The 24,428-nt window shown below is 60.3% G+C and carries 11 protein-coding genes and 1 pseudogene; 6 read left to right on the plus strand and 6 right to left on the minus strand.

Annotated elements, in window-relative coordinates; translation table 11 throughout:
- Positions 1-171: 171 nt before the first annotated feature.
- Both VK792_RS19545 and VK792_RS02490 read left to right on the plus strand, forming a co-directional pair.
- A pseudogene (locus VK792_RS19545) lies at positions 172-2,280 on the plus strand (baseplate megatron protein TIM-barrel domain-containing protein); the annotation flags it as partial.
- A 7-nt stretch (positions 2,281-2,287) separates the two neighbouring features.
- Positions 2,288-3,358, plus strand: a complete 1,071-nt coding sequence (locus VK792_RS02490) for a DUF2793 domain-containing protein (protein WP_326295767.1) — start codon at positions 2,288-2,290, stop codon at positions 3,356-3,358.
- 39 nt (positions 3,359-3,397) lie between these two features.
- Here VK792_RS02490 and VK792_RS02495 read toward each other — a convergent pair whose 3' ends face one another.
- Complete coding sequence (locus tag VK792_RS02495) at positions 3,398-3,847, minus strand: very short patch repair endonuclease (RefSeq protein ID WP_326295768.1); 450 nt, start codon at positions 3,845-3,847, stop codon at positions 3,398-3,400.
- 67 nt (positions 3,848-3,914) lie between these two features.
- Between VK792_RS02495 and VK792_RS02500 the strand changes: the two genes are divergently transcribed.
- Positions 3,915-5,462, plus strand: a complete 1,548-nt coding sequence (locus tag VK792_RS02500; protein ID WP_326295769.1) for a DNA cytosine methyltransferase — start codon at positions 3,915-3,917, stop codon at positions 5,460-5,462.
- Positions 5,463-5,565: 103 nt separating this feature from the next.
- On the opposite strand, the gene VK792_RS02505 is transcribed toward VK792_RS02500, so the two are convergent.
- Genes VK792_RS02505 through VK792_RS02520 form a run of 4 tightly spaced genes read right to left on the minus strand, consistent with a single transcriptional unit; the run spans position 5,566 to position 14,586 of the window.
- The gene (locus VK792_RS02505; RefSeq protein WP_326295770.1) at positions 5,566-7,242 is read right to left on the minus strand and encodes an NERD domain-containing protein; all 1,677 of its coding nucleotides are present in this window, start codon (positions 7,240-7,242) and stop codon (positions 5,566-5,568) included.
- 2 nt (positions 7,243-7,244) lie between these two features.
- The gene (locus VK792_RS02510; protein WP_326295771.1) at positions 7,245-9,065 is read right to left on the minus strand and encodes a DUF1998 domain-containing protein; all 1,821 of its coding nucleotides are present in this window, start codon (positions 9,063-9,065) and stop codon (positions 7,245-7,247) included.
- Positions 9,062-12,220 carry a helicase-related protein gene (locus VK792_RS02515; RefSeq protein WP_326295772.1) on the minus strand — a complete coding sequence of 1,053 codons (3,159 nt, stop codon included), beginning with the start codon at positions 12,218-12,220 and terminating at the stop codon, positions 9,062-9,064. The genes VK792_RS02510 and VK792_RS02515 overlap by 4 nt, the downstream gene beginning before the upstream one ends.
- Before the next feature lie 29 nt (positions 12,221-12,249).
- The gene (locus VK792_RS02520) at positions 12,250-14,586 is read right to left on the minus strand and encodes a UvrD-helicase domain-containing protein (protein ID WP_326295773.1); all 2,337 of its coding nucleotides are present in this window, start codon (positions 14,584-14,586) and stop codon (positions 12,250-12,252) included.
- Between the two features lie 167 nt (positions 14,587-14,753).
- On the opposite strand from VK792_RS02520, the gene VK792_RS02525 reads away from it, so the two are divergent.
- Both VK792_RS02525 and VK792_RS02530 read left to right on the plus strand, forming a co-directional pair.
- Complete coding sequence (locus tag VK792_RS02525) at positions 14,754-17,726, plus strand: hypothetical protein (RefSeq protein ID WP_326295774.1); 2,973 nt, start codon at positions 14,754-14,756, stop codon at positions 17,724-17,726.
- Entirely contained in the window at positions 17,726-20,698 is a 2,973-nt protein-coding gene (locus tag VK792_RS02530) for an SNF2-related protein (protein ID WP_326295775.1), read from the plus strand. Before VK792_RS02525 ends, VK792_RS02530 begins: the two co-directional genes overlap by 1 nt.
- Positions 20,699-21,057: 359 nt before the next feature.
- Here VK792_RS02530 and VK792_RS02535 read toward each other — a convergent pair whose 3' ends face one another.
- On the minus strand, positions 21,058-23,439 hold the full coding sequence (locus VK792_RS02535; protein ID WP_326295829.1) for a type I restriction endonuclease subunit R: 2,382 nt from the start codon (positions 23,437-23,439) through the stop codon (positions 21,058-21,060).
- A gap of 34 nt (positions 23,440-23,473) precedes the next feature.
- Between VK792_RS02535 and VK792_RS02540 the strand changes: the two genes are divergently transcribed.
- A complete protein-coding gene (locus VK792_RS02540; RefSeq protein WP_326295776.1) occupies positions 23,474-24,406 on the plus strand; it encodes an IS5 family transposase in 933 nt (310 codons plus the stop codon).
- Positions 24,407-24,428: the final 22 nt, after the last annotated feature.

The following is a 24,428-nucleotide window of genomic DNA, read 5'->3' on the forward strand; positions in this document are numbered from 1 at the left end:
TCGACGACCGACGGCCAGCTTGCGGCCTGGGCCGGATCGGGCTCGGGCAGCTACGGCGCCTCCGGCTCGGGCGCGACCAACATCACAGGCGAGCCCACGACCGGCTGGCCCGTACCTTGCCCGAACCCACTCCTGATGTACGATCAGCCGGTCATGCGACAGGTGCCCGACGCGCCATGGATCTTTCGCCCCAAGGACCTGCGCGGCTGGTGGTCGAACAGCCACCATGACCGGCCCGGCGGCAACGCGCTGCTGCAACCCTCCGACTGGGTACCGCAGTCCAAGCCCATCCGTTTTACCGAGTTCGGCTGCCCGGCCATCGACCGGGGCACGAACCAGCCGAACGTCTTCTACGACCCGAAGTCGTCGGAAAGCGCGGCGCCGTATTTTGCGCGGGGGTGGCGGGACGACGCGATCCAGCGGGCATATCTCGAGGCGACGGCGCTCTATTGGTCCGACTCGGCGAACAACCCGGTCTACACGGTCACCGGCCTACCGATGGTCGATACCTCGGAATGTGCCGCCTGGTCCTGGGACGCCCGCCCGCATCCCTTCTTTCCGGCGCTCACCGACGTCTGGTCCGACGGCGCGAACTGGAAACTCGGCCATTGGCTCACCGGCCGGCTCGGCGCGGTGTCGCTTGCGGCGCTGGTGCGTAACCTCTGCCTTTCCGCCGGGATGGACGCCGCGCACATCGACGTCTCCGGCCTCTGGGGCGTGGTCGAGGGGCTCGTGATCCCGGCCATCGAAAGCCCTCGTGCGACGATCTCGATGCTCGCGCGCCACTTCGGCTTCGATGCCGTCGAGAGCGAAGGCACCATACGCTTCCGAATGCGAGGGACCGCGCCGGTGGCCACCATCACGCCCGACGATCTCGTGGCTGGCAATGGCGAGGACATCGAACGGACGCGCGGTCAGGAGACCGAGCTGCCCCAGGTCCTGCGCTGGAGCGTGGCCCGCGCCGACGAGGATTATGACAGCGCCCTCGTCGAGGCCCGCCGCATCACCACCGGCGCGGTGCGGGTGACTGCCGAGAGCTTCCCTGTCGCGGTCGCGCCGGAGGAAGCCGAGCGTCGATGCCGCCGGGCGCTCATGGAGACCTGGACGGGCCGCGAGCGGGCGAGCTTTGCCCTGCCGCCCTCGCGCCTCGCCCTCGATCCGGGCGACGTGGTGATATTCAGCGACGGCACCGCCACCGAGTTCCGCCTCACCCGCATCGCCGACGGGATTGCCCGCCGCATCGAGGCCACCCGCCAGGATCGCGAGGTCTACGACCTGCCGCCCGGGGCGCAGCGCGCCGCCGCCGTGACCCGCTCCGTGCCGCTCGGTTCGCCGCAGGTGGCGATCCTCGATCTGCCGCAGCTGACCAGCGCACACACCCCGCCGCGCCCGCTCATTGCCATCGACGCCGATCCCTGGCCGGGCAGTGTAGCGGTTCTGCGCAGCCCCGAGACCTCGGGCTGGGCGAGCTTCGCCACCATCACCCGCCGGGCGCGGATCGGAACGCTGGCCGCCGATCTTCCCGCCGGACCCGCTTGGCAGTGGGACCGGGGTTCGGTGCTCGAAATCGACCTTCCCTGGGGCCAGCTCGAAAGCATCACCGACCTGCAGCTGTTCGCAGGCAGCAACGCCTTCGCTGTCGAAAGCGCGCCGGGAACCTGGGAAATCCTCCAGGCCCGTGACGTCACCCTCATCGCCCCCGGCCGCTATCGCCTGAGCACACTCCTGCGCGGCCAGCGCGGCACCGAAGCCGCCATCGGCAATCCGGCGCCCGCCGGGGCGTGGGTCGTGGTGCTGGACACGGCCGTCACAGAGCTACCGTTCACAACAGGCGAGATCGGCCTGCCGTGGAACCTCGCCGTGGGGCCCGCAACGCGGCCCGTGTCGGACCCGAGTTACACGATTTTGACCTTTACGCCATCGGGCGCGTCGCTCCGCCCGTTTGCGCCGGTGCATCTCGGGGCACGTTCCGAGCCGTCGGGCGATATCACCCTCTCCTGGACCCGCCGCTCCCGTGATCCGGCGGCCGACAGCTGGGAGGCCACCGAGGTGCCGCTCCTCGACCAGCCGGAAGCCTTGGAGATCGACATCCTGGACGGCGCGAGCGTGAAGCGGACGCTGACGGCGGCCATATCGTCCGTCACCTACACCGCCGCCGATCAGGTCGCCGACTGGGGCACGGCGCTCATGCCGGGCACCGCCCTGACCATCCGCGTGGTCCAGCTCTCGGCACCTCTCGGACGCGGCACACCGGCCGAGACAACCGTCACCATCGCATGAGGCCCTCATGACCACCCCGAACCTCGCGCTTCCCTATATCGCCGCCGCGCAGGCGCAGAAGCATGTCACCCACAACGAAGCCCTCGACCGGCTCGATGGCCTCGTCCAGCTTTCCGTGAAGGATCGGGATCTGACCGCGCCGCCGGCGAGCCCCGCTGAGGGCGACCGCTACATCGTCGCCACCGGTGCGACCGGGGCGTGGGCCGGCTGGGACGGTGACGTGGCGCTGTTTTCTGGCGGGGCGTGGGTGCGGCTCGCGCCGCAAACGGGCTGGCGGGTCTGGATCGAGGACGAGGCGGTGCTGCTGGTTTTTGATGGCACGTCCTGGATCGGCGTCACGCCAGACGCGCTGCAAGGCCTCACCCGGCTGGGTCTCGGCACCACCGCCGACGCCGCCAACCCTTTCTCCGCCAAGCTGAACGGGGCGCTCTGGACCGCGCTCACGGCAGTCGAAGGCGGCAACGGCGATCTGCGCGTCACGCTCAACAAGGAAACTGCTGCCGGGGTTCTGTCTTTCCTGTTTCAGTCGGGATTTTCCGGCCGGGCAGAACTCGGGCTCCTTGGCTCCGACGACCTCAGCCTGAAGGTAAGCCCCGACGGAACTGCCTGGCGCGACGCGCTGATCATCGACTGCGCCACCGGCATCGTCGACCAGCCGCAAAGCCCGCGCTTCAAGGCCTATACCAACTACGACAATTACGTCGCGCTCACCACCTGGACGAAGATCGGGATCAACACCGTCGAGGCCAACGATCAGGGCGGGTTCGACCCCGCAACCAACCTCTTCACCGCGCCGGTCGCCGGCACCTACCTCTTCGGTGCGAGCCTTCTCTACAAGGTCAATGCCAGCACCTCGGCCCGGATGCGCGGGCGGCTGGTCCTGAACGGCACGACCGAAATCCGGGGCTCCTTCGGCGAAGTCTCCAGCGCCCACAAGTCGCTCGCCACGGCGCTCTGGCTGCAGACCATGGTGCCGCTCACCGCCGGCGATACCGTCGAACTGCAGGGGTATTTCCGCGCGGAGGACGGATATTTCGCGGCGGATCATACGTCGTTCTGGGGGGCGAAGGTGGGGTGAGAAGGGAGCTGGTCAAGGGGCGTGTCAGGGCTACTGCACCTATGTGTCGCCGATTTCGATCTGGTATTCCTCGGATCGTAGCCATGCGGAAAGTCTGTCTACAGACGCGGCAATCTGATCCGGTTTCCTGAGCGCGCATTCCCACACCGTTGCAACGCGCCACCCGTCTTCCAGAAGCCTCGTGCGAACAGCTGCGCCCCGAGCGACATTCGAGGTGAACTTGGCCTGCCAGAACTCGTAGCGGGTGGATGGGGTGGTGGTGTGGCGGCACCCTTGATGACGATGCCAGAAACAGCCATGGACGAAGACGACGGCGCGATACTTCGGCAGAACGAGGTCTGGTCGCCCGTGGACATTTTTCGGATGCAGACGGAAGCGAAAACCGCGCGCATGCAACGCCCGCCTTAGCACAAGCTCGGGCTTCGTGTCCTTTCCCCTGATTCCTGCCATCATGCGGGACCGGGTCTGCTGATCCACGATATCTGTCATATGCATCCTGGCTTTCGCCTCTGAACCTAGTATACACCGGCTGGATGAAAATCGTCAGGAGCCTGATTTGCCTTCGACTTTCGGCATTGTTGATCTTTTCGCCGGGCCCGGCGGACTGGGTGAGGGGTTTGCATCCCTCGTCGCGGACGGACACTCACCGTTCCGGATCGGCATCTCGGTCGAGAAAGAGGCATCGGCTCACCTGACGCTGACGCTGCGCGCGTTTCTGCGCGAGTACCGGTCACGTCGTGGCAGATTGCCGAAACAGTTCATCGATTTCCATGCGGGAGAAATTCCTGAACCGGACTGGTCGGAAGTCGATGCGGGTGCATGGCGGTTGGCCGTCGAGGAGGCCCGCGGTCTCGAGCTCGGCACTAAGGCCGCGGCAACAGAGATCGATGCCGCCATCGAGAAACTGAAGTCGGGGTACGACGACACGATCCTGATCGGGGGCCCGCCGTGTCAGGCGTACTCCCTCGTGGGTCGGGCCCGATCCAGGGGCAAGGTTGGTTATGTGCCGGAGGAGGATGAACGGCACTACCTGTTCCGCGAGTACATTCGGGTGCTCGACAAGCTCAGGCCGGCAGCCTTCGTGATGGAGAACGTGAAGGGCATGCTGTCCTCGACGGTCGAAAGCAGGCTCGTGTTCGAGATGTTGATGGAGGACCTTACCTCCCTCGGCGGTGGCCATGGCCATCAATACGAGCTGCGGGCCATTCGGATCGCAGACGGGAAGGCCTGCCTGCAGGAGGCGATGCGGCCCTCGGACTTCGTTGTACGTGCTGAAGAGTTCGGTGTTCCGCAGCGGCGTCACCGGGTAATCATCGTCGGAATACGGTCTGATCTGGCCGCCAGAACGGCGGGCGTCAGCATGGCCGTCTCCGAGCGGACGCGAACGGTCAGTGACGCGATTGGTACGATGCCGCGCCTGCGAAGTGGCATCAGTCGAGGGGCGGACAGCGCGGCAGACTGGCGGCAGGAGGTTGTCGAGGCTGCGAGAATACTGTCGCGCATTTACACCGATGAAGAGTGCGAACCGCTCCGCGAGGCATTCTCTTCCGTTTCGAGGCGCATGGCGGCGGAAGCCCCGGTCAGGCGCAAGGACACACGGATTGGCGAGGGCTACGGCGACTCGAACGATGAACTGCTTCGTTGGCTCGAGCGTCCGGAACTTCGCGCAATCGCCCAGCATGAAACGCGTGGACATATGGCGTCTGATCTTGGTCGCTACCTCTTCGCCTCCGTGTTTGGGGCCGTCCGCGGCTACAGCCCCAAAGCCGCCGACTTTCCGCTCGTGCTGATTCCGGATCATCGCAATTGGCATAGCGGAAAGTTCAACGATCGTTTCAGAGTCCAGCTAGCTGATGAGCCATCAACCACGGTGACCAGCCATATCTCGAAAGATGGTCACTACTTCATACATCCTGATCCTTTACAGTGCCGCAGCCTGACGGTACGTGAAGCTGCGCGCTTGCAGACATTCCCCGACGATTACCTGTTCATGGGCAACCGGACCCAGCAGTACGTCCAGGTCGGGAACGCAGTGCCGCCCTTTCTGGCACGCCAGATCGCAGACGTCGTGTTGAATGCCATTTCAGGCATCAATTCCGCATAGAACTGCACTGATCCTGGGGAGCCGGATATGTCATCGGCCGATGTGGCCCCGATGCGAAACGACCTGTTCGACTGTGGATAGACCTAACCTGTTTGGGGGGCCTTCACTGTCCGACGGGCTGAACTTCTTGCTTCAGGCGCGCGATGTCATCAGCTGTCCCGACGAGTTCAAGCAAGACATTTGCGCGGCTTGTCGCAACATAGATCAGTTCGGGATCGGTGAGGCCCTCGATCCCGATCAGGAAGACGCAAGGACGTGACAGACCCTTGAAGCGTCGGACCGTATCAAGGACGATATGATCAGGTCGCACACCATCCGCACGACAGGTCGCATTTCCGGCGATTCTCTCGCCAAGCGCAGCTAGAGCGTCACCCGTCCCAGAGAGCACCGCAATCTGTCCCGGCTTGACTTGGCCTGAGCGTACAAGCTGTGCTATCCGTTCGTTCAGTCGCGCTGGAGCCATTTCGCCCTTGCGACACACTATGGACCCAACCGGCTCCCCCTCAGGTCCTGCAGGGATGCTTCGCCGGCCCTGATACCATTTTGTCATCAGATCATGAATCCGCCGCGTGTTTCGAAGATTCCGTGTCAGCGCGATGGACGATGCGGGGAGAGCATCCATGAACCCCTTTTCCGGAGAAAACAGGCGCTGATTGTCGTCGTAGAATACATAGAATTCGCCGGTATCCGGCTCGTTGATGGTGAGACGCAGCGCGTGCAACCAGGAATCTCGGAAGTCCTGCCCCTCATCAATGATGACAGTGTCAAAGCCGAGATCGGGGATGTTACTGACAGCATCCACAAGCGCTTCGGGAAGTAGGTGGTCGAACACCGATTGGTCGCCATCCGAGGGCAGTTCGATGCCAGCCTTTTGTGCGAGGCCTCGGCAAAGTGAATGGAAACTGGCTACCACTAGGCCTTCATTACCCTGACAGACCGTTCGAAGATGGGCCGCTAGCGGCGCGTTGTAGCATGTCAGAAGCGTACGTCGCCCGTCAGCTGCCGACCTGGTGGCCTTTTCAACGGCTAGCACTGTCTTTCCACTGCCTGCGCCCCCTGAAATCGCCATTTCCTTGTTATCCGCGAGCGAGTCGAGGATCCACGCCTGTTCGCTCGTCAGTCGCTCGATGGTTCTGGCATCGTCGGCAAGGCTTAGTCCGATGTGGGCCCTGAGTTCGAAATGGCTTGCAAGTAGCTCTTCCAGCGCTCTCAGGCCATCCAACCCCAAAGCGCTTTCGCCATGGTCGTCGCCTTCGGTCATCCGACGGACAATCCAGCGATCTAGGGATTCCATGTCGTTCCCGAACGCGATGATTTCGAGCGGCGCATCCGCTGCCAACGCCCGCTGCGGACGGACACTGCCTGGAAGGATCGCGCCATGGCGTGCTCTGATGAAACGCCCCTTCAGCGCCCGGCTTGCTTTGAGGCGCTTCAGGAAATGGTGTTTGCTGCTCCGCGCCTGGGATATCGGGTTCTTGATGCGGAACTTGAACCCGTCACGGTCCTCACTGAGCCACTGTCCATCGGCTTCACGGCAGCTCACCCTCCCGCCCTTTACCTCGAGGAACAGCAACCCGTGTTCCGCATGCGCGACGATGAAATCCGCTTCTCCGTCGAACTCGGCTCCATCGCGATCCGCTTCATGCCAGGAGCGCGAATAGTAGCAGTTGTAATCCCTTGGCAGTTTGTCCCTGATGCGTTCATAGACGCGGACCTCCGAAGACAGTTTCGGATTTTCAAGAACATGACGTGGCAGTTCCCTTGGATACATCCGTGCCATCTTCAGGACCCTCCACCCAGAAGTTTGCGAAAGAAGCCAAGTTCAGGGTTCTCTGGTGTTCCGATCAGCATGCCGCGATCGAGGTGGCGGTTGAAATGCTCACATGAGGTTTCTGGGAGAAAGGTGCAGCAGTGACAGGCTGCGGACCCAGAGCCTTCGGAAAGCGAAAGGATGCCGCTACTGCAAAGCGGATCTGAAGAGCACCACTCCAGATCCCGAAGTGCGGAGAGCAGGATCGGGCCAATCTCGCTGGAGCGTCCCTTTCGTGACAACCCGCCCAGTGTTCCATCGGAGTCGGGTGCGGACGTGTACAGAAGAAATCCGCACATCCCGCCAAGATCTGGCGAGACGTACAACCTCTCTCGGATGGATGCTGTCGAGTACCCGCTGTCGAGTGACAGTCGCTCCGACAGCGCGTGGGCCGTAGTGTGTACCAATAGAAACCTCGCCGAGATCGTCATGGGGAATGGGCGATCGCTGCCATTGTGGTCTTGCCATGCACGCTCGGCGGCCTGATGCGCCTTTGCAGCCCTCTCGACTACGTTCGGGTCATTCTCCCATGAACGTATGGCAGTCTCGTCGAAGTTGACGAATATGCCTTCCCCGCGGACCTCGATGGCCGGAAGCCAGTTCAACTTCTTCTCGGACAGCGGTGCCACGAAAGTGCTGTCGTCGGCGGCCTCCAACGGACTGAGACGAGTGAATGCCTTGAGAGCTCGGACCTCGCGCAACCTCTCGACCGAGACTACACGGTCCAGAACGCCCTTCAAATCGCTCGGGATCACCTGAGGCGAGATCTGGAACTCCGGGAACTCTTCTCCGTCCGGGCCACCCGAGCAAAGCATCAGGTGCTCGTTGGGACGCAGGTCGCCGGTCTTGTTGTCCAGCATTGTCAGCAGGGTCAGTATCCGCGCGGTCAGATCTTCCGGTTTGGTGTCAGGCTCAGGCCATCTGGGAAGGATTCGTTTCCGTACGAAGTCGGGAAGTTGCGCCCTGTCATCCAGCGCAATGATGTCCGGCCAAAATTCCTCCAACATATCCCGGAAGGAACCGCCGAATGGCGGCACGTCGAGCGCAGATTCCATCACGGGGAAATAGGCGTTCGATGCACCGCGCTGAATGGCAATGGGCTTATGGTTGCAGGGTTCGGACTGCTTTTTGAGCCACGGAGATCTGCCCTCGCATGAAATCTGGCCCAACCCGCTAGGCGACAAGGCTCCATCCAGATCGCGTTCGGCCTCGCATTCGGTGCAATGGACCTTGAGCCCCTTCAACCCGGCTCCTTCCCCTATGAGCTTGAGAGGCTTCTTCCGGGAGCAGGAGTCAGCATGCTTCGGCCATGACATCCAGGGAAATTCCTGAAGATGGCCAGCCGGACACGTCACGATGAAGCGAACCGGCACTACGTATGCCTTCTTCATGCGCTTGCCTCGCCCGGAACTGCAGGAAGTGCACCAAAGCTCGGGTTTCCCGATCTCGGAACTCCAGAAGCGGCTACGCTGCAGGTGGTTACATTTCGGACAGACATGCCAATCCGGGAACCTGTAGGCGGGCAAAAGGCGTGGTCGCTGTTCCCTGCCAACTTTTTCGTCTCCGACGGGAGGTAACCGGAACCCGTTCACCTGGAGCCTCGCCTGGAGTGGCTCATGATGAATGCGTTGATCGTTCAGAAGCCCCTTCCTGATGGCCAGTTGATCCCAGGCCTCAAGACCAGCCGCCACCACGGAAACCGGCGCACCGTTCTCGCCTCTGAAGTCAATTATCGCACCGGGGCCATTGCCTGTCAGAACCTGACTCCGGCGAATTTTTCCGATCGATTTCATTGTGCTGCTCCCTTGTACGATCCGCCTGCCAAAAGAACATAAGATGCCGATGCTTCAACGGAACGCAATGAGTTCGGGGTCGGCTTCTGCCCGGCAAAGCGAGCCCTGTTCCTGCGCTCCGCTGCCGCTTCCGCCGAAGTCAGAAGAGCTTCTCCATAGTCGTTCCAATAGTTCTTCAGACCCTGTCGGTCGAACCAGTCATCAAGGAACGAGTTGAGTTGCGCGCGCGCAGCATCTGCCTCTGCCGGATCAATCCGCTTGATGCGGGCAATTACAGTTTCCAGGAGTGTTTCAGCCTCCCTTTGATGGTGTTCGATTGCGCCCGGGTTCTCCATCCCATCAACCAGATGGCGCACCAATGCGACATAGGGAGCATGAAGTGCACGATCGCGCGCACGCGGGGCGAAGGGAGTCACGCTTGTTGCCTCGACATCGCGGTAGAGACTGCGATGCCAACTGGCAAAGGTTTCGTAACGACTGCGATCGCGGGACTTGGCCGCATTGAACAAGGTGATCACAAGCCCGGGTGCCTGCTGGCTTCTGCCAACCCGGCTAGTGGCTTGGATATACTCGGCAATCGTCTTTGGCTGACCATTGACGACCATCAGGCCCAGCCGTGAAACATCCATCCCGACCGAGATCATGTTGCTCGCCAGAACGATGTCGACATGGTCGGGATCGTTCCACGGACGCTCCAGATCCTTGAGGTACTTGGGAATATCGCTGGAACGAACACGACTGGTGAGTTCGATCTGTGTCCCGGCGTCGCGCTCGACCTCACCCGGCCTCCGCGCAGTATAGTCCCGGATACTGCGCGCAACGTCGTCGCGCATGAGAACGAGTGCGCCACCCAGCTCTCTGAGCGAATTGAAGTAATTGACGAGGGTCCAGTATCCGTCGCGCCTGTCTGCCGGTAGCGTCGCGTCGGTAGCTGCCTGGAGCAGAGATGCCGCGACAGCCTGTTGAGTGAATTTGGCCGAGCGACCAACGGTCGATAAGGCTACATAGCGACGGCCCGGAACATCACGATTCTCGATCGCGAAACCCGAATTGGTGTGATCCAGCCCGGGCGGGGGAAATTGAAAAGATCTGCGGTCAAACAGAGCCTTGATCTGGTCGTCAGCTCTGCGGATTGTTGCCGTTGAGCCGATGATCTTGGCCCTCACGCCCGCATTTGAGCGACACATTTCATCGATCGCGGTCTCGTAGAGCCCGGCCAGGCTGCCCAACGGCCCTGATATCAGGTGGAGCTCATCCTGGATCACCAGCTCCGGAGGATCCGCCAGCGTTCCGATGCCAAAAAGGCAGCCGGTTTTCTGGTTTCTTGTTATCTGCGCGTACTTGTCGACCGTGGAGATCAACAATGTAGGTTGCTCTCGGTAGATGTCCTCGTCAACAGTCCAGACCGGGAGCAATGCCAGTTCCCGCTCCAGATCGCATGACTTGTTGAGGCAGCGTACCTCTACACGGCTCTTGTCCGACGAGATTTTCCAGTCGAGAACTTCATGACAGCATGGGCAACTGCGTAACTGGGCCGGCGAGCTGTCCGCTTCGGTATCGAGTACCTGCGCTGCCTGCGACACGTTGTTTGGCGTGGCACCTTCTCCTACCCAAAGTCCCAAGGAAATTGGCATGTCCGTCGCGAAGTGTGCAGGAAGGTCGATATTCTGCAGCTTGACCTTGCCTCGGCTGACCATCTCGCAGGCACAGATCAAAGCAGCTGCGCGCTCGAACTGCTGGATGGTCAGAAGTCTGAGGGTGTAGCGCATGAACGTTGTCACGCCCGCGCCGCTCGGGTTCCCCGCTGCGCGGAGACGACGCAGGAAGATCGTGAAAGCTGTCAGTAGAAGGTAGGCCTCGGTCTTTCCACCACCGGTAGGGAACCAAAGCAGATCCATCGTCTCGCGATCACAGGAGTCGGGGTTCGCAATCGACTCCAGACACAGGAGTGCGAAACCGAGCTGAAACGGGCGCCAGATCAGTTCGGGAGGCGTTGGATTGATGCGCCATGAGTACTGAAGCGCGAGAGCGGTGTTCGCGAGCCTGAAAGCGGTTAGCACCTCGGGTGATGACTCTAGGAGCGCAATGCCAGATCGCATCCGCTGTTCAGCGGTTCGGCAGCGCTGCATATGCACATGTGCCTGTTTGACGTGCTCCTGCGGCATGTCGAGCGCTGCACCTTCCATCCTCGCAACCCATTTTGTGTAGGCGGCAACGAACGATTTCAGCCCTGCGATGAGACTGGGGGCGTCTTCGGATGCAAGCCATGACGCCGCAAGCGGCAACCGAGCTTCGCCCTGCCGAAACTCGATATCGCCTTCAGCGCTGACGACATGGACGGTGGCTTCCGGAAACCAGCTGGTCCTCACCTGATATACCGTCCCATCAACGGGCTCGTCCCACATCGCGGAACAGGTGTGACCCACTGCGAATTGCTGGACGTCCCGATACAGCAAGGCGGCCGCCCGGGCATCGTCTTCGTCGCTCGCCAATCCAGCCCTGTCCGGCTTTGGAACGAACTTGCAATCGGCTTCGCATTCTACACTCAGCGAAAACTGAAAAAGCGCTGCTTCCTCGTTGGCTGCGCGACTTCTTGTTTCGGTTGGCCTCGCGTCGTTTGTCACCGCAAGCGTCACGAGCAGAATGTCACCCCAAGGGGCGATGCGGCAGTGCAAGGACGTTCCGGCAAGCCCGCGGCTTGCAAGGCTGACGACGGGCGCCGCTTGCTCGCGCAGTTCCGCGAGTTCTAGTGAAACCTCGGCAAATTGAGGATCTCGCCGCCAGCTCTGCACCCGCTTCCTCGATGAACCGGCGCTGTCTTCGGCCGCGCTTTCGGGCCTGTAACGAGCCCCATCCACCCGAACCCGCAGTCTGGGCGCCGAACCGCTCGGTCGGATGGCAAAGGAAAGACCAGCCGAACTTGGTCGGAATGCTGAAGCTGCCTTAACCCCATCCAGCGCGGTCCCCACCGCATCCGCATCGTCAGCATCGCTCGCTTCGTCGTCATCTTCCGGCGAAATCGTCGTGCGAGGCGGGAACAGGATTCCGGTCAGATATCGATCAGTCGGCCGATCCGAAATCAGTTCATTCGACTCCTCCGGGCCGATGAGATCAACCTTCATCCGTTCCAGGATCGTGTCGCGCGCATCAATCATTTACGTTCTCCAGAAACAAGAATTATCGCTCAACGAGGAATGCTGCCAAAGCCGCCGAGGAGTGGCATGAGCGCAAGGCGCGGGGCCTCTCCGGACCGCCCGGGCACAACAATCGTAGTCGCGCCAACGACAGAAATTCCCGCGACGACTTCTGGAAGCGCGGAATCCCGATCGACCTTTCGTAGCGCCTGGACCAAGTCGATGAAGTCATGCGACAGGCACCCGATCGCAGCTCCGTCCTGATCTCCGATCCTCAGAACCAGACGTCCGTCTGTATCAGGATAGGCCGCCACTATCGGTTCATCGATCGATGCACGCCAAATGCACGAGATTGCTTCCGCCTCATTGACGACATGGCCCGAACGCACGAACTCGGCCCAGTCGACGAGATCTCCCTCAAGTCCGATCTCGATCATCCTATGGTCGGGATGCGCGGCCCAGTAGCGCTCCGGATCCCCGATCTTGTAGAATTTTCTGGGGCTGATCCACCCTGTCCGCAGTTCCGAGCTTGCGCGGGTTGCTCCAACATAAAGGATGCGGGCTTCCTCCGCCCAGTCCACACGGTCGCCGGATGGTGCCCGCGTGAGCAGCAGCATGACCCTCTCAGCCTCTCTCCCCTTGATCGCATGGATCGTCGAGAGCAAAGGTCCCGAACTTCCCTCGTGGTTGCTGATGAGCTCGAGGGGCGGATCCTCAAGACCTTCGGCGATGTTGGCAACAGAAATCATATCTCGACCCGAAGCATCCAGATCGAGCAGGATCTCCCAGCACTCCTCAACGTTCCGCCATGGCGCCGGGCTCAGTGCCTCATGGAGTGAACGAAAGTCATTTTGCGACATACGGGTTGTAGGCGGAAGACCGCCCAGAAGTGCGCCAATCCATGGCTCGATCCTGATTGGGCGGTCGGGCAGGCGGAGCCGGAAGTGTCTGCCAGCCGCGCGCATTTGTTCAGCGGCAGTGAAGAGGCCGCGACGGCTACGCGTCAGGATAAGACCGACTGTTGTAGAGGGATGTACCGTAAAGCTCTTGATGTCATTCTCAACCGCAGCGCTCCTGATCTGATCTCGAACACGAAAGTAGCCTTCCCGTGAACCCACTGGATCACCTCTCAATGTCTCGCGAACAGAGGAGAACATTTCCTTCAGAGCTTCCGTCCGGGTGCGGTGGTCGCGCCCAAGTTGATCGCAAGCGTAATCCGAGCTCTTCGCGACTTCTGCGAGCAACGTGGAACCCGAAGAGCCCCTGCGCTGGTAACCGTAGATCGATTGTGCGAAATCTCCGAAGACCGTTATTCCGCAGGTGGGATGGAGCAACGCAAGAAGCGCCTCGCACATCTCCTTGCGGTCGCCGACGAGATCCTGCGCTTCATCAATAATCACGTGTTCCAGCTGACCAAGTGCATCTGCAACGAGCGGGTTGTCCGATCGCATCAGTCTTGTCGCAGCCCGAATGCTGGCGTCATGGCTGCCTGAAAAACCCAAACCGGCATTTGCAAGCAGGCGCGCCGCGAAAGAGTCGAACGTCCTGACTTGCAGCGCCGCGGCGTTCGGTAATTCGCCCAGGCGGCGACCGATCCGGTCCCGAAGTTCCGCAACCGCGATGCGCGTAAAGCTGAGTAGCAGGATGCGCGATGCGGCGAGCCCCTCTCCCTCCACAAGGGAGATGACACGTTCGCATGCCACATGGGTCTTGCCGCTCCCGGGGCCAGCCTCGACCACCATTCTCAGACCAGCAGGAGACTTCGCCACGCGAAGCTGGGTCTCATCGGGCACAGCGTCCAGATCTGAAAAAGCGAGGGGGGCGAGGCCGAACCACTCATTCAGGAAGGAGGTGTTCTCTTCACTTATCGACCATTTCTGCTCGACTGGATCGAAGGTTCCGCTGAGCGAAAGTGCCTTGCGCAGTGGAGCAGGCATCTTGCCGTCTCCAGTCCACCGCCCGAAAGGCTCGATTGCCTGGTGGCCAATCAGGGACTCGGACTCATCAAATGACGCTAGAACCTCGACCAGACTCTCGGTCGTGCCTCCAGTGACTTCCGGAAACAGTTTTTCGGAACCTGTTCCGACGGAGATGCCATGATCGCCGAGGGCCACGATCATGCCGTCCGGCAGTGCAACCCGACGCTCCGGCAGGCTGACCAGAACTCGCTCGTCGCGCATCGTGCCGTGGCCAATGTCCTGCAACTCGCACAGCAAGTCGATCACTCCGTTTACTCGGGCCGTGGCGTCAGCGCGGTCCACGTCATCCAGAAACTGCAAAACCCAATTCACAGCTTCGGCGCGGCTGAGCCCACGGCGCGCATGGACGATGCGCCGGACCAGATCTGCGATGGCTCTTGTGCTGCCGTCGGCCGGTACGTCTGGCATGTACCGGCCGGGCGCAAGCGCAGTTTCAGAAGTCACACAGCACCTCTCTATACACCTCCCAATTATGATTGACGTTCCGATAGTTAGTAGTCAACCTTGCGATGATTGCCTCGGACTGTCCCTGTGGTGATCGTGTTCCGTGACGTTGTGCGAACTCGGATGGAAAGATGTATGGTGCGAATGTGCTGACCGACCAACATCAGGTACTTGCCAAGCGCTTTGTCGGCCTTGCTCAGACACGGGGCCAACTGCCGGTCTTTGCTATCGAGCACGGGCTTGACGAGCCAGCGCTGGAAGTGCTGAGAAGGTCGGTCTCGCGACAGATTGAGGAGGATCCGCAACTCGCGGGAGCAGTGTGGTCGTGGAACTATCTTCCGTTGCTGGTGGCTGCAACGGAGGTGGGGTACCGATACCGGGGCACAGGAACCGATTTCTGGCCGGTACTCTCTCAAGAACTCGGGGTAGAGGCGGGGCCTGCATTCCGTTCCGGTCTGTCTCGGCTGTTCGAGCTCGGACATAACAAGCTTCGCCTCGCGCGACCCGGCGACAGCCCTTGGGAACGCCATTTCCCCCATATCTCATGGCCGATCGGCAACTCCGTGGTGCCTCTTGAGATTCAGCCCTGGCTCTCAGACGCCCTCAGACGTGCTGTCAGGGCAGGAGTCTCAGCCGATGATACGGACCGGCTGCTCGAATACCTGAGAGCGCTTGCGGCGGGGCATGCAAGTCGCCGCTTCGAGAACTGGCTCCTTCAGGGGGACGTTGCCCTCGAGGTTATTCGCAGGCTGCTTGCCCTTGAGTCGGAAGGCTGGCTGTCTGGGAGCTTTCTCGCGCGAGTCGATCGGGATATCCGAAAGGATTGGGGTGCGCTTCGAGCAATCACTGAGGCTAGGAAGACGGTCGCAAGAAGAACGGCACGCCTAACCCAGATTGCGGCATCCCGCTTTGTTCTTGCGCTGAGGGATGGCGAGCCAAGACATCTGGGTATTCGTGGGCCAACGTTGCCGGCCCAGCTGCGAGATGAAGTGATCGCCGCTTTGCGCATACATGGTGACCGCATACGGGCGGTTGACGGGATTCATGTGATCTCGCTTCGCGCATTCCTTGCCGGTGGTGAAATCGTCCTGAAGAACATTGCTCCTTTCCCGATATCTCCGTTGCGCCGCGACGACGCTGTCGATCTTGATGAGGGAATTGCACAGACCACTTTGGAACGTTTGCAACCGCTTGAACCGGAGTATTTCGCTGTTGAGTCCAATGGCCTTGCAGCTCACGCTGTTTTTCCAGGCGAAAAGCTTCAACCCGAATCCAGGATTCTACAGCTCATTCAAGCAGGTGATGACAATAGCGTCGAAACGCGGACCCTCGAAACATCCAACCCCTCGGATATCGAGTTCCTGCGTCGCCGCGGGTTCTTGATAGCAGACCGCGTTCCAACTCTCAGGATTACTGGTTTGCCTGCGCCCGGGGCTTCAAACAGGTTCATTGAAGACTTTCCGATTCTGGTTTCGCAGCGGGGAGTGGCGGACACTGAATTCCTTCTCAATGGAGCGGTGACCTCAGGCGATCCTCTGAGTATCGGCGGCACCGACTGGAAGGCAATCAGACCTGACGTTGGTCTTCATGTGATCGAACCGGTCGAAGGTCGAGAACACGACAGGCTGGAGTTCGAAGTAGTAGAGCCGCCGGACATTGAACCGGCCATGGTGAAATTGTTGCCGGCCAACGCAAATGTCTCCGATCTCGAGACAGGCCGACTTGAGATCAGAGTGACTGCTCCCCTTGCGCTTGAGGCTGTTCCGATCCGCATTCGAGTGGTTTCCCCGAACGAGCCGGCGCTCGTGGTCCAAGGTGTGATCGACCGCCTTCCGGCGAGGTTAGCGGGACGTTCTTCGGTGCTGCGTGAAATCCAGACAAAGTTGGCTGGGCAGCGAGCAAACGAAAACGGCTTGCGACTGCATGTCGAAGCCGAGGGTCTTCTGGAGAAGGTGTTTTCGCTTCCACCAGTTCGCCGCGAGATACGTTATGACGGGGAGACGGGCGAGTGGACAAGGAGCGGCGAAGACGCAGGAGCGATCCCTTCGATCACCGCGACGGTCGTTGCGCCTCTTCTCGGGGCAGCAGGTGACCGCAGTTCGGGAGGAACCCGGCTGGTACTGCCGGATGCGGCCGACCACGAGGCGCTGACGGCGGGCCTGATCCTTTCTGGATCGGAGTCCACTCGGCTTCGCTTGGGAGACCGCAGGAGAGTGTCACTTCCTGCATTACTTCGGGAACCGACGTCGAGCGAGAATGGCGTTGGAATCATCGAATTGGCCCGCGCAAATGTTGCGTGGCAACTTGCAGAAGCGAATGACCTTCTTGGAAACTGGCAACGAAGGTCGGTGGTCGAGGAGCTTGAAGCCGCGTTGATCGAGCAGCTTTGCGGAGCGAGATGGCGCAGGTTGGAAGCAGGTATCGATCTCTCGATTCTTTCCCCGCATGGCGCGCTACTTCGTTGTGCCGACGCCCTTGGCTTGGTCTCCGGCGAGGACTTGCCGAACATTGAGACTGCCCACGATCAGGAGTTTCTGCGAGAGCGATTGGTCGTCCGCCTTCGAGAGGCTGTACCGGACATCTCGGAAGCGCTGTTGCAGTGGACTGAAGATCTGGCCGGAGAGCTCGATCTTGCGGTGATCGATGCATATGAAGACTTGCGACAGAAATTGGAAGCGGACGGTATTGAAGCCTTCGACGAAGTGGACATGGCCCGTCCCGCAGACTCATGGCGCGATGCGCTGGAACGCTCGCGCGAAATCCCGCTGCTTCCGATGTTCCGCCCGTTCATTCTGCCGGAGGCGAGGTGGTCGGCACTTATCAAGCCCTTTTATAGCGAGCTTACGGAGGACGACCTGGTCGATCTTCTTGATTCTACCCATGTTGACGCCTCCAGACGACCCGGGCTCCGTTGGCTCGGACGTTCTGAAATCCGAACCATGTTGCAGCTGTGGCTTTCGCCTAAGGCAATGGTGGAAACCGAAGGTTGGCGAGAGTTCGTGGCAAAGGGACTTTCGGATGTCCGAACCAGTAGAGCCGTTCGTTACGTTGCGCTTCGACGCAAACTCGCGCTTGGAGACCTGCCGATTGAGAGTGCCATCTGATGGACCACTACCTAAGATTCGTGAATTGCGTGCAGGCGTTGCGGCGAAGGGTTTCGGCTCTCGATATTGGTCTGGGTGGCGCCCTCGGGGTCGCCGCTGATCCCTTGCCCTACCAGATTGCAACTGTGCGCCGGGTCCTTGGAGACGCCCACATTCGTCACTTGATTTCGGACGAAGTGGGACTCGGCAAGACAGTGCAGGCATTGATGATCGTGAATGCCCTGCGCTGGCAACATTCCGCACACCGAACCCTCGTGATTGCACCAGACAATCTGTTGGCGCAGTGGCAGGAGGAATGCTGGATCCGAGGCCACGTGATGCCTGCTATCGCCGGTTCGATCGGAGATGGTATTCACGACGAACTGTCGCCAGTCACGCTGGCGCGCCCGCGCGATCTGATGACACGTCCTGGACAGGGCACGCGAACAATAAGCGCGGATCCTGCTGTGTTCGATCTCTTGATTGTTGACGAGCCCCAAACGATGCCGCGAGATGCGATTCAAGTCATTTTGCAGGCAGCTGACGAGTTTCGGCAAGTTCTTGTTCTATCCGCCACTCCAAGACTTGGCGATCCTGTTTGGCGCGAACCGATCTTGCGAATGATCGAGCCGGGGGCTGCCGCGCTTGCGCGGCTGGAGGGTCGTAGCGTAGCTGCCGTTCTGCAAGAGCGCGAGGAGGCGGCAGTTGCGGCTCTTGACGGATCGGATAGCCCTGAAGACTGGGCCCGAGGCTTCATGCAGTCGGCAGCATCACGGCGCATCATAAGGAACGGTCGTTCCGAATGGGGCGAATATCTGCCGCAGAGACGCAATCATGAGGTTCGGCTGCAACCACTTGCTTCCGAGCGAATGCGGCATGAGATCGCTGCCTTGGTGCTTGGGGACGCAGATCCAGCCGAAGGCATCCAGGGACCTGCCTGGACAGCTGCACGGGCCCTGCAGCGCAGCGCGAGAGCGGCGCGGACGGTTCTGACAGAACTTGCAACACGGGGAGGGGCTCTCGCTCAGCTGGCAGAAGCCGCACGCATCAAGTCACTCGAAGATCCCGGTGACAGTCGCCTCGAGGCCTTGCTCGACATCCTTTCGGAGCAATGGTGCCATGATCAGGATCGCGCATTCATCATTGTCTGTGGAGACAATCCAACCATAGACATGCTGGGCGCAGCACTTCCAAGGTACTTCCCTTTCCTCTCAGATGGCATCTCGGTGCTACGGCGCCCTGCAGCGACGGAGGTCGAAGGGGTCACCAATCTTCGCGAAATCCAGGAAACGCTTGCACCGTTGCTGTCCGGCGAGAGCCGCCTTCTACTCGTCGGCGACTGGGTGCAAGCAGGGCTCAATCTTCACCATGTGGCCGAAGGGATCATCTTTTTTTCTTTGCCTTGGGGAATTGATGCTATCGACCAGCTGATCGGCCGGGTGGACCGTATTGGCCTTACGGGCGACCGAAAAGGCTCGAGACGAATTTTCGATATCTGGCGCATCCTGATCGAAGGATCTCAGGAAGCCGCAATTGCAGACACGGTCGCGGCACTTGGCGTATTCGACGCCCCGCTGCCACCACTTTCACCCTCAGAACTGGCTGAGCTTCAGACAGTGCTGGGGCGTGCTGCCATCGGGCGCAGGGCAACCCTTTCGCTTGCTCCACTTACGGGAAACGGCACGGGAATGCCTTCTCGTTTCAAAGAAGCAAATCCTTTCACACATCAACAGGCAGCTGATGAATTCGAACGGTGGCGTCAGAAGCCTTGTCCAGCGCCGGCGATGCTTTCTGAACTGGCGCACAAAACGGATACACCAGTACGGCGAGAAGAGCGAGCAATCGGTGCATGGCTGAAGTCAATAACCGCTTCCAGAGATTTCGACGTCGGCCATCGACGTGACAAGGTCGACGACTACGGATTTCAGACGATCTGGTATCATGGTGTCGGCGAAAGAGGGCGTGCGGGCGATAGCCCTTTCGCTCTACCTGGCGCGTCCCGAGAGAACTGGATGTCGGGGCACGTCCCATTCATCTACCGTCGAGCAGACATCTCAGCGCCACCTCGGAAGGCCGTTTTCACAGACGATGGGGAGCGTTCCGGAGATGGCGAAAGATCTGGACGCCCACTGCGCTTTTTGGATCACGGCGAAGAACTGCACGATGGTCTGGTCGCAGGCTACACAGCCGCATGTTTCAATGGTTTCGGAACGGCAAGGACGGTTGTGCAGACGAGCGTCAGGTTGCCTGAAGGGCACCCAGCAAGAGGGATCGGTCCACTGGCGCTCATTTCGGTAGCGCAGATTGATCCGTTTCCGGATGAACTGCTTCCACAACTTTGGACATCCAAAGCAAAGGAGATCCTCGAATCCGCGCCGACAGATGCGCAGAAACGAGCACTCACCGTCGACCGGAATGCGCTCCAATCCCTGTTTTGCGCACTCCAGCGCAAGGTGAGGATCGCAGCGCCAGCGAAGCTCATTCGTGTTGGCTCTCGAAAGGCACGCGACTGCTGGCAAGACTTGGCAGAAGATGACGTGGACCTGTGCCTTGAGCCAATAACCCCATCAACCAACAACGCGTTGGCCAAGGGGCGGACTCCGTTTGTACCTCTCGAGAAGCAGGAGGTTGTGAATTTGATCCGGTCTCGACAGGTGGCTGAGATTGCAGCGCGGGTGGAGCAGCACAAGGCGTCGGTCTTGAATAATGTTCGACAAGAACTTGCAGTCTTCGCGCTGCAAGTAAGCGCCCATTTTCAGGCAGAAATCAGAAACAGAGAGCTGGCTTTGGAGCGTCGTAGGCAATCACCACCCGATGCTGGTCCAGTCGAACTCTGGCAGGGTCAGGTGGCCGCTTTGGAAAGATCACTCTCGATGGCCCGTTTGAACTATTCGGAAGCCACAACGTTTATCCGTGACATTGCCGGTGGAAGCGTCCTGTTTGGGAGAATTCAACCCGTCACGGTGCTCATGGCTCTCGTCGCTGACGATTGAATGCAAATCCAAATCGGAAAACTTCTCGCCGTGGATGAGATGCCAGAGAACGTCCGATTCCGGTCCCTTCCCCTCCGCCACTTGCCCCAGCGAAAGCGTTCTCCCGATCCGGCTCCGGCCGGATTTTTCCGTTTTCCTAGAGGGTTGTGCGGGATAGGCTGTTAACCGGGCTAAGCCGCGAAGCACGCGTATGCGTTCTCTCAGGGCCGATATTCTCCAGACCTGTTAACCGCGCACAGTCCGGTTCAGAGCGCCATGTTATTGTAATCATGAGATTTAAATTGCACGCGTACTGCGCGCGGTTTGTAGTTCCGTTCGCCAAGCTGCTGGAACCCGGATCGAACGATCAGCGAATGGTCCTATGCCGCCTGTGCGAAGCCACCATTCACGGCCTGTTGCCAAACGTGGGCGTAGACGCTTTCGGCGAGTGCTTTCTTTTCATCGGGCGTGAACGGAGGTGACGGTAGACTTGCGAAGACCTCGTCCAAAATGAATACCTCGACGTCTGCCTTGGTCTGTTCTTTCTCCCAGAAGCGATCCAGTTCGGCCAAGCGCGTCTTTATGGAGGCCAGAAGGTCGCGGCTCGCCTGCTTCACCCGTTCGCGAGACGTCTTGTCCAGGTTATCCTTGAGCAGCAGGTCGAAGAGCGCGAGTTCGTCCTCGCCAAGCCCCTCCTTCGTTGCGCGCTTCTGTTCCTCGTCCAGACTGTTCACGAGCTCGACCAGTCGACGGAAAGTTTCCTCGATGGTGGTCCGGTCTTTCTCCCGATTGTAGTCGGCGATGATCGCCTCGTACTTCACCTGATAGTCCATCCTTGCGGGATTGCGCGCCAGCATCTCGGCGAGTTTCTGTTCAACGATGTCTCGGATGTCCTGAAGGGCGGTCGCTTTGCGTCTGACCTTCTTTGCGAATTCATCGCGTAGCTTCTCAAGATCGATCTGACTGAGGTCGAAGGTCAGTCCCTCGGCTTGGTCGTCTCCTGGCGCCTGCGTCCGGATGGCTTCGTTGACGATCCGGTGCAATTCCCTCAACAGCTCTGTGACGTCAGCCGTGTCGCGCCGCTCGGTCAGCTTCTTGTAGATTGCCTCGATGTTGTCGTGTCGTTCGGCGTATGCCCAGGCGCTGGGCTCCATCAGCAGCGCCTTGAAGCGGATGAAAACCTGCCGTGCGAGAATCTCGAAACGCCGCTTGGCCTCGTCCGTCGAATAGACGGCTTCCACGGCGTCCTTCAAACTCTTGATGCGCATAAAGCCTTTCGAACCGAGTAGCACGCTTGGATCGAAACCGATGCCGCGCAAATGGGCCTCGGTCGCCTCGATAGCTTCAAGGAGGGCCTGCACCCTCTCCTCAATGGGGGCGATGATCTCTTCTCCGCCTGTGCCATCATCGCCTAGCGCGTACTGAGCCAGCGCGGCCCGCAGGCTGGCTAGCATGCCATTATAGTCGACAATCAGGCCAAAGTCCTTGCCAGGATACACCCTGTTCGCGCGCGCTATGGCCTGCATGAGCGTGTGCGCCTTCATCGGCTTGTCGATATAGAGCGTCGACAGACATTCCACGTCGAAGCCGGTCAGCCACATCGCACAGACTATTGCGACGCGGAACGGGTGTTTGGGGTTCTTGAAGGCCGTCTCGACATCGATGCGCTCGCCATTCCCGATATCGAAGCCCTGCTTCATCAGGGCACGGTGCGGGATGATGTCGAACCCCCACTTCTTGAAGTCCGCGACCTCGTTCTGCGCTTCGCTGATAATGATCTCGACTATGGTTTCCTCGAGCCACGTTGCCTGCGCATCCAATTCTTGCGCTTCCTCCTCGAGGACAGCGCGCATGCTTTCGTCGGCCGTGTTATCCGCCTGGGCTTGCTTGGTATCGGCCGCCGCCCTGACTTCTGCGGCTTTCGCCCGCCATCGCGGGACGATCATCTGGTGCATCCGGGCGCAGGTGATCTTGTCGATGCAAACAAAAAGGGATTTTCCGGATTCCCACCTCGTTGCGCAGTGATCCACGAAATCGGCTGCGATCTTGTCGAGCCGCTCATCGGCGGTGATGACCTCGTAGTCCTTCCCGAGCAGCTTATCGAGGAGCGCCGCCTGATCGGGGTCGAGTTCCACCTCCTCGATCTTCTCGGCAATCCGTTCGTTCAGATCCGTCTTGCCGACACCCAGCTTTTCGCCCCGGTTCTCGTAGACCAGCTTGACGGTTGCCCCGTCCTCCTCGGACCGCTTGAAGTCGTAGCGCGAGACATATTCGCCGAAGATGCGCTTGGTAATCTCGTCCTGCTTGAAAAGCGGCGTGCCGGTGAAGCCGATGAAGGCGGCATTGGGCAGCGCTAGGCGCATGTTGCGGGCTAGCCGCCCTGCCTGCGTGCGGTGCGCCTCGTCCGAGATCACGATTATGTCGTCACGCTCGCTATAGGGCTTCTTTGGGTCCACGTCTTTGTTGAACTTGTGGATCAGGCTGAAGACGTACTGGTTGTTTTCCTTCAGGATCCGCTCAAGATCATCTCCGGATGCCGCGCGCGGGGTATCGTTTCCAGCGACACCGCAGCCGACAAACGTCTTATAGATTTGGCTGTCGAGATCATTCCGGTCTGTCATTAGTAGGAATGTGAAATTTCCAGGTACCTTACGCCGTACCTTCTCGGCGAAGAACGCCATCGAGTAGGACTTGCCGCTGCCCTGGGTGTGCCAGAACACGCCCAGACGGGGCGTTGTTGCAGAACTCAGCCGGTGAAGGATTCACATCGGGAATCCATGGGGTTAGACGAGCTGCATGAGCAAGCCCAAGCCCGCCCGCTACCGCACGACAAACTGGTCCACCTACAACGATGCGCTCAGGAAGCGCGGGTCGCTGCTGATCTGGCTGGACAAGGAGATGACCTGGCACGCGCCGCATGAGGGACGCCCAGGACGCCCGCCGGTCTTTTCGAATGCCGCGATCCAGTTCTGCCTGTCGCTCAAGGTTCTGTTCAAGCTGCCGCTCAGGCAGACAGCCGGGATGGTCGCGAGCCTCCTGCGTCTGGCAGGGCTGGACTGGCCCGTTCCAGACTACTCGACGCTGTGCCGCAGGCAGAAGACCCTCCATGTGCAGATCCCCTATCGTCGTGCCGACGGGCCGCTGAACCTGTTGGTGGACAGCACCGGGATCAAGTTCCTCGGTGACGGTGAATGGCAGGCCCGCAAGCACGGTGTTCAGGGCCGCCGCCAATGGCGCAAGGTCCATCTGGCGATGGATACCGCCACCTCCGACATCCGGGCGGTGGAGTTTACACCCAGCCGAGACGGCGACAGCCCAGTGCTGCCAGACCTGCTGGGGCAAATCCCCGTGGACGAAAACATCAGCACTGTGACGGCCGATGGTGCCTACGACACAAGGCGTTGTCATGCAGCGATCCTAGCGCGCGATGCGGTCCCAATCATCCCGATCCGCAAGAATGGTCGGTCGTGGAAGGAAGACTGCCCAGCCGAAATTGCCAGAAACGAAACTCTGCGAGCCACCCGATACTATGGACGAGCCTTCTGGAAGCGATGGACAGGATACCACGCCCGCAGCCGCATCGAAGCGAAGATGCGCTGCCTCAAGTCCTTCGGCGAGCGTATCATGGCAAGAGACCCCGACCGACAGACCGCCGAAATCCACATCCGCATCGCCCTCATGAACCGCTTCAACGCCCTCGGCACTGCCGAGATCGTCCACGTGGCATGACGTCAGTGGGGTAAGGGGATGT

Source organism: Mesobacterium hydrothermale (genome assembly GCF_035818635.1).
Taxonomy (GTDB): domain Bacteria; phylum Pseudomonadota; class Alphaproteobacteria; order Rhodobacterales; family Rhodobacteraceae; genus Mesobacterium_A; species Mesobacterium_A hydrothermale.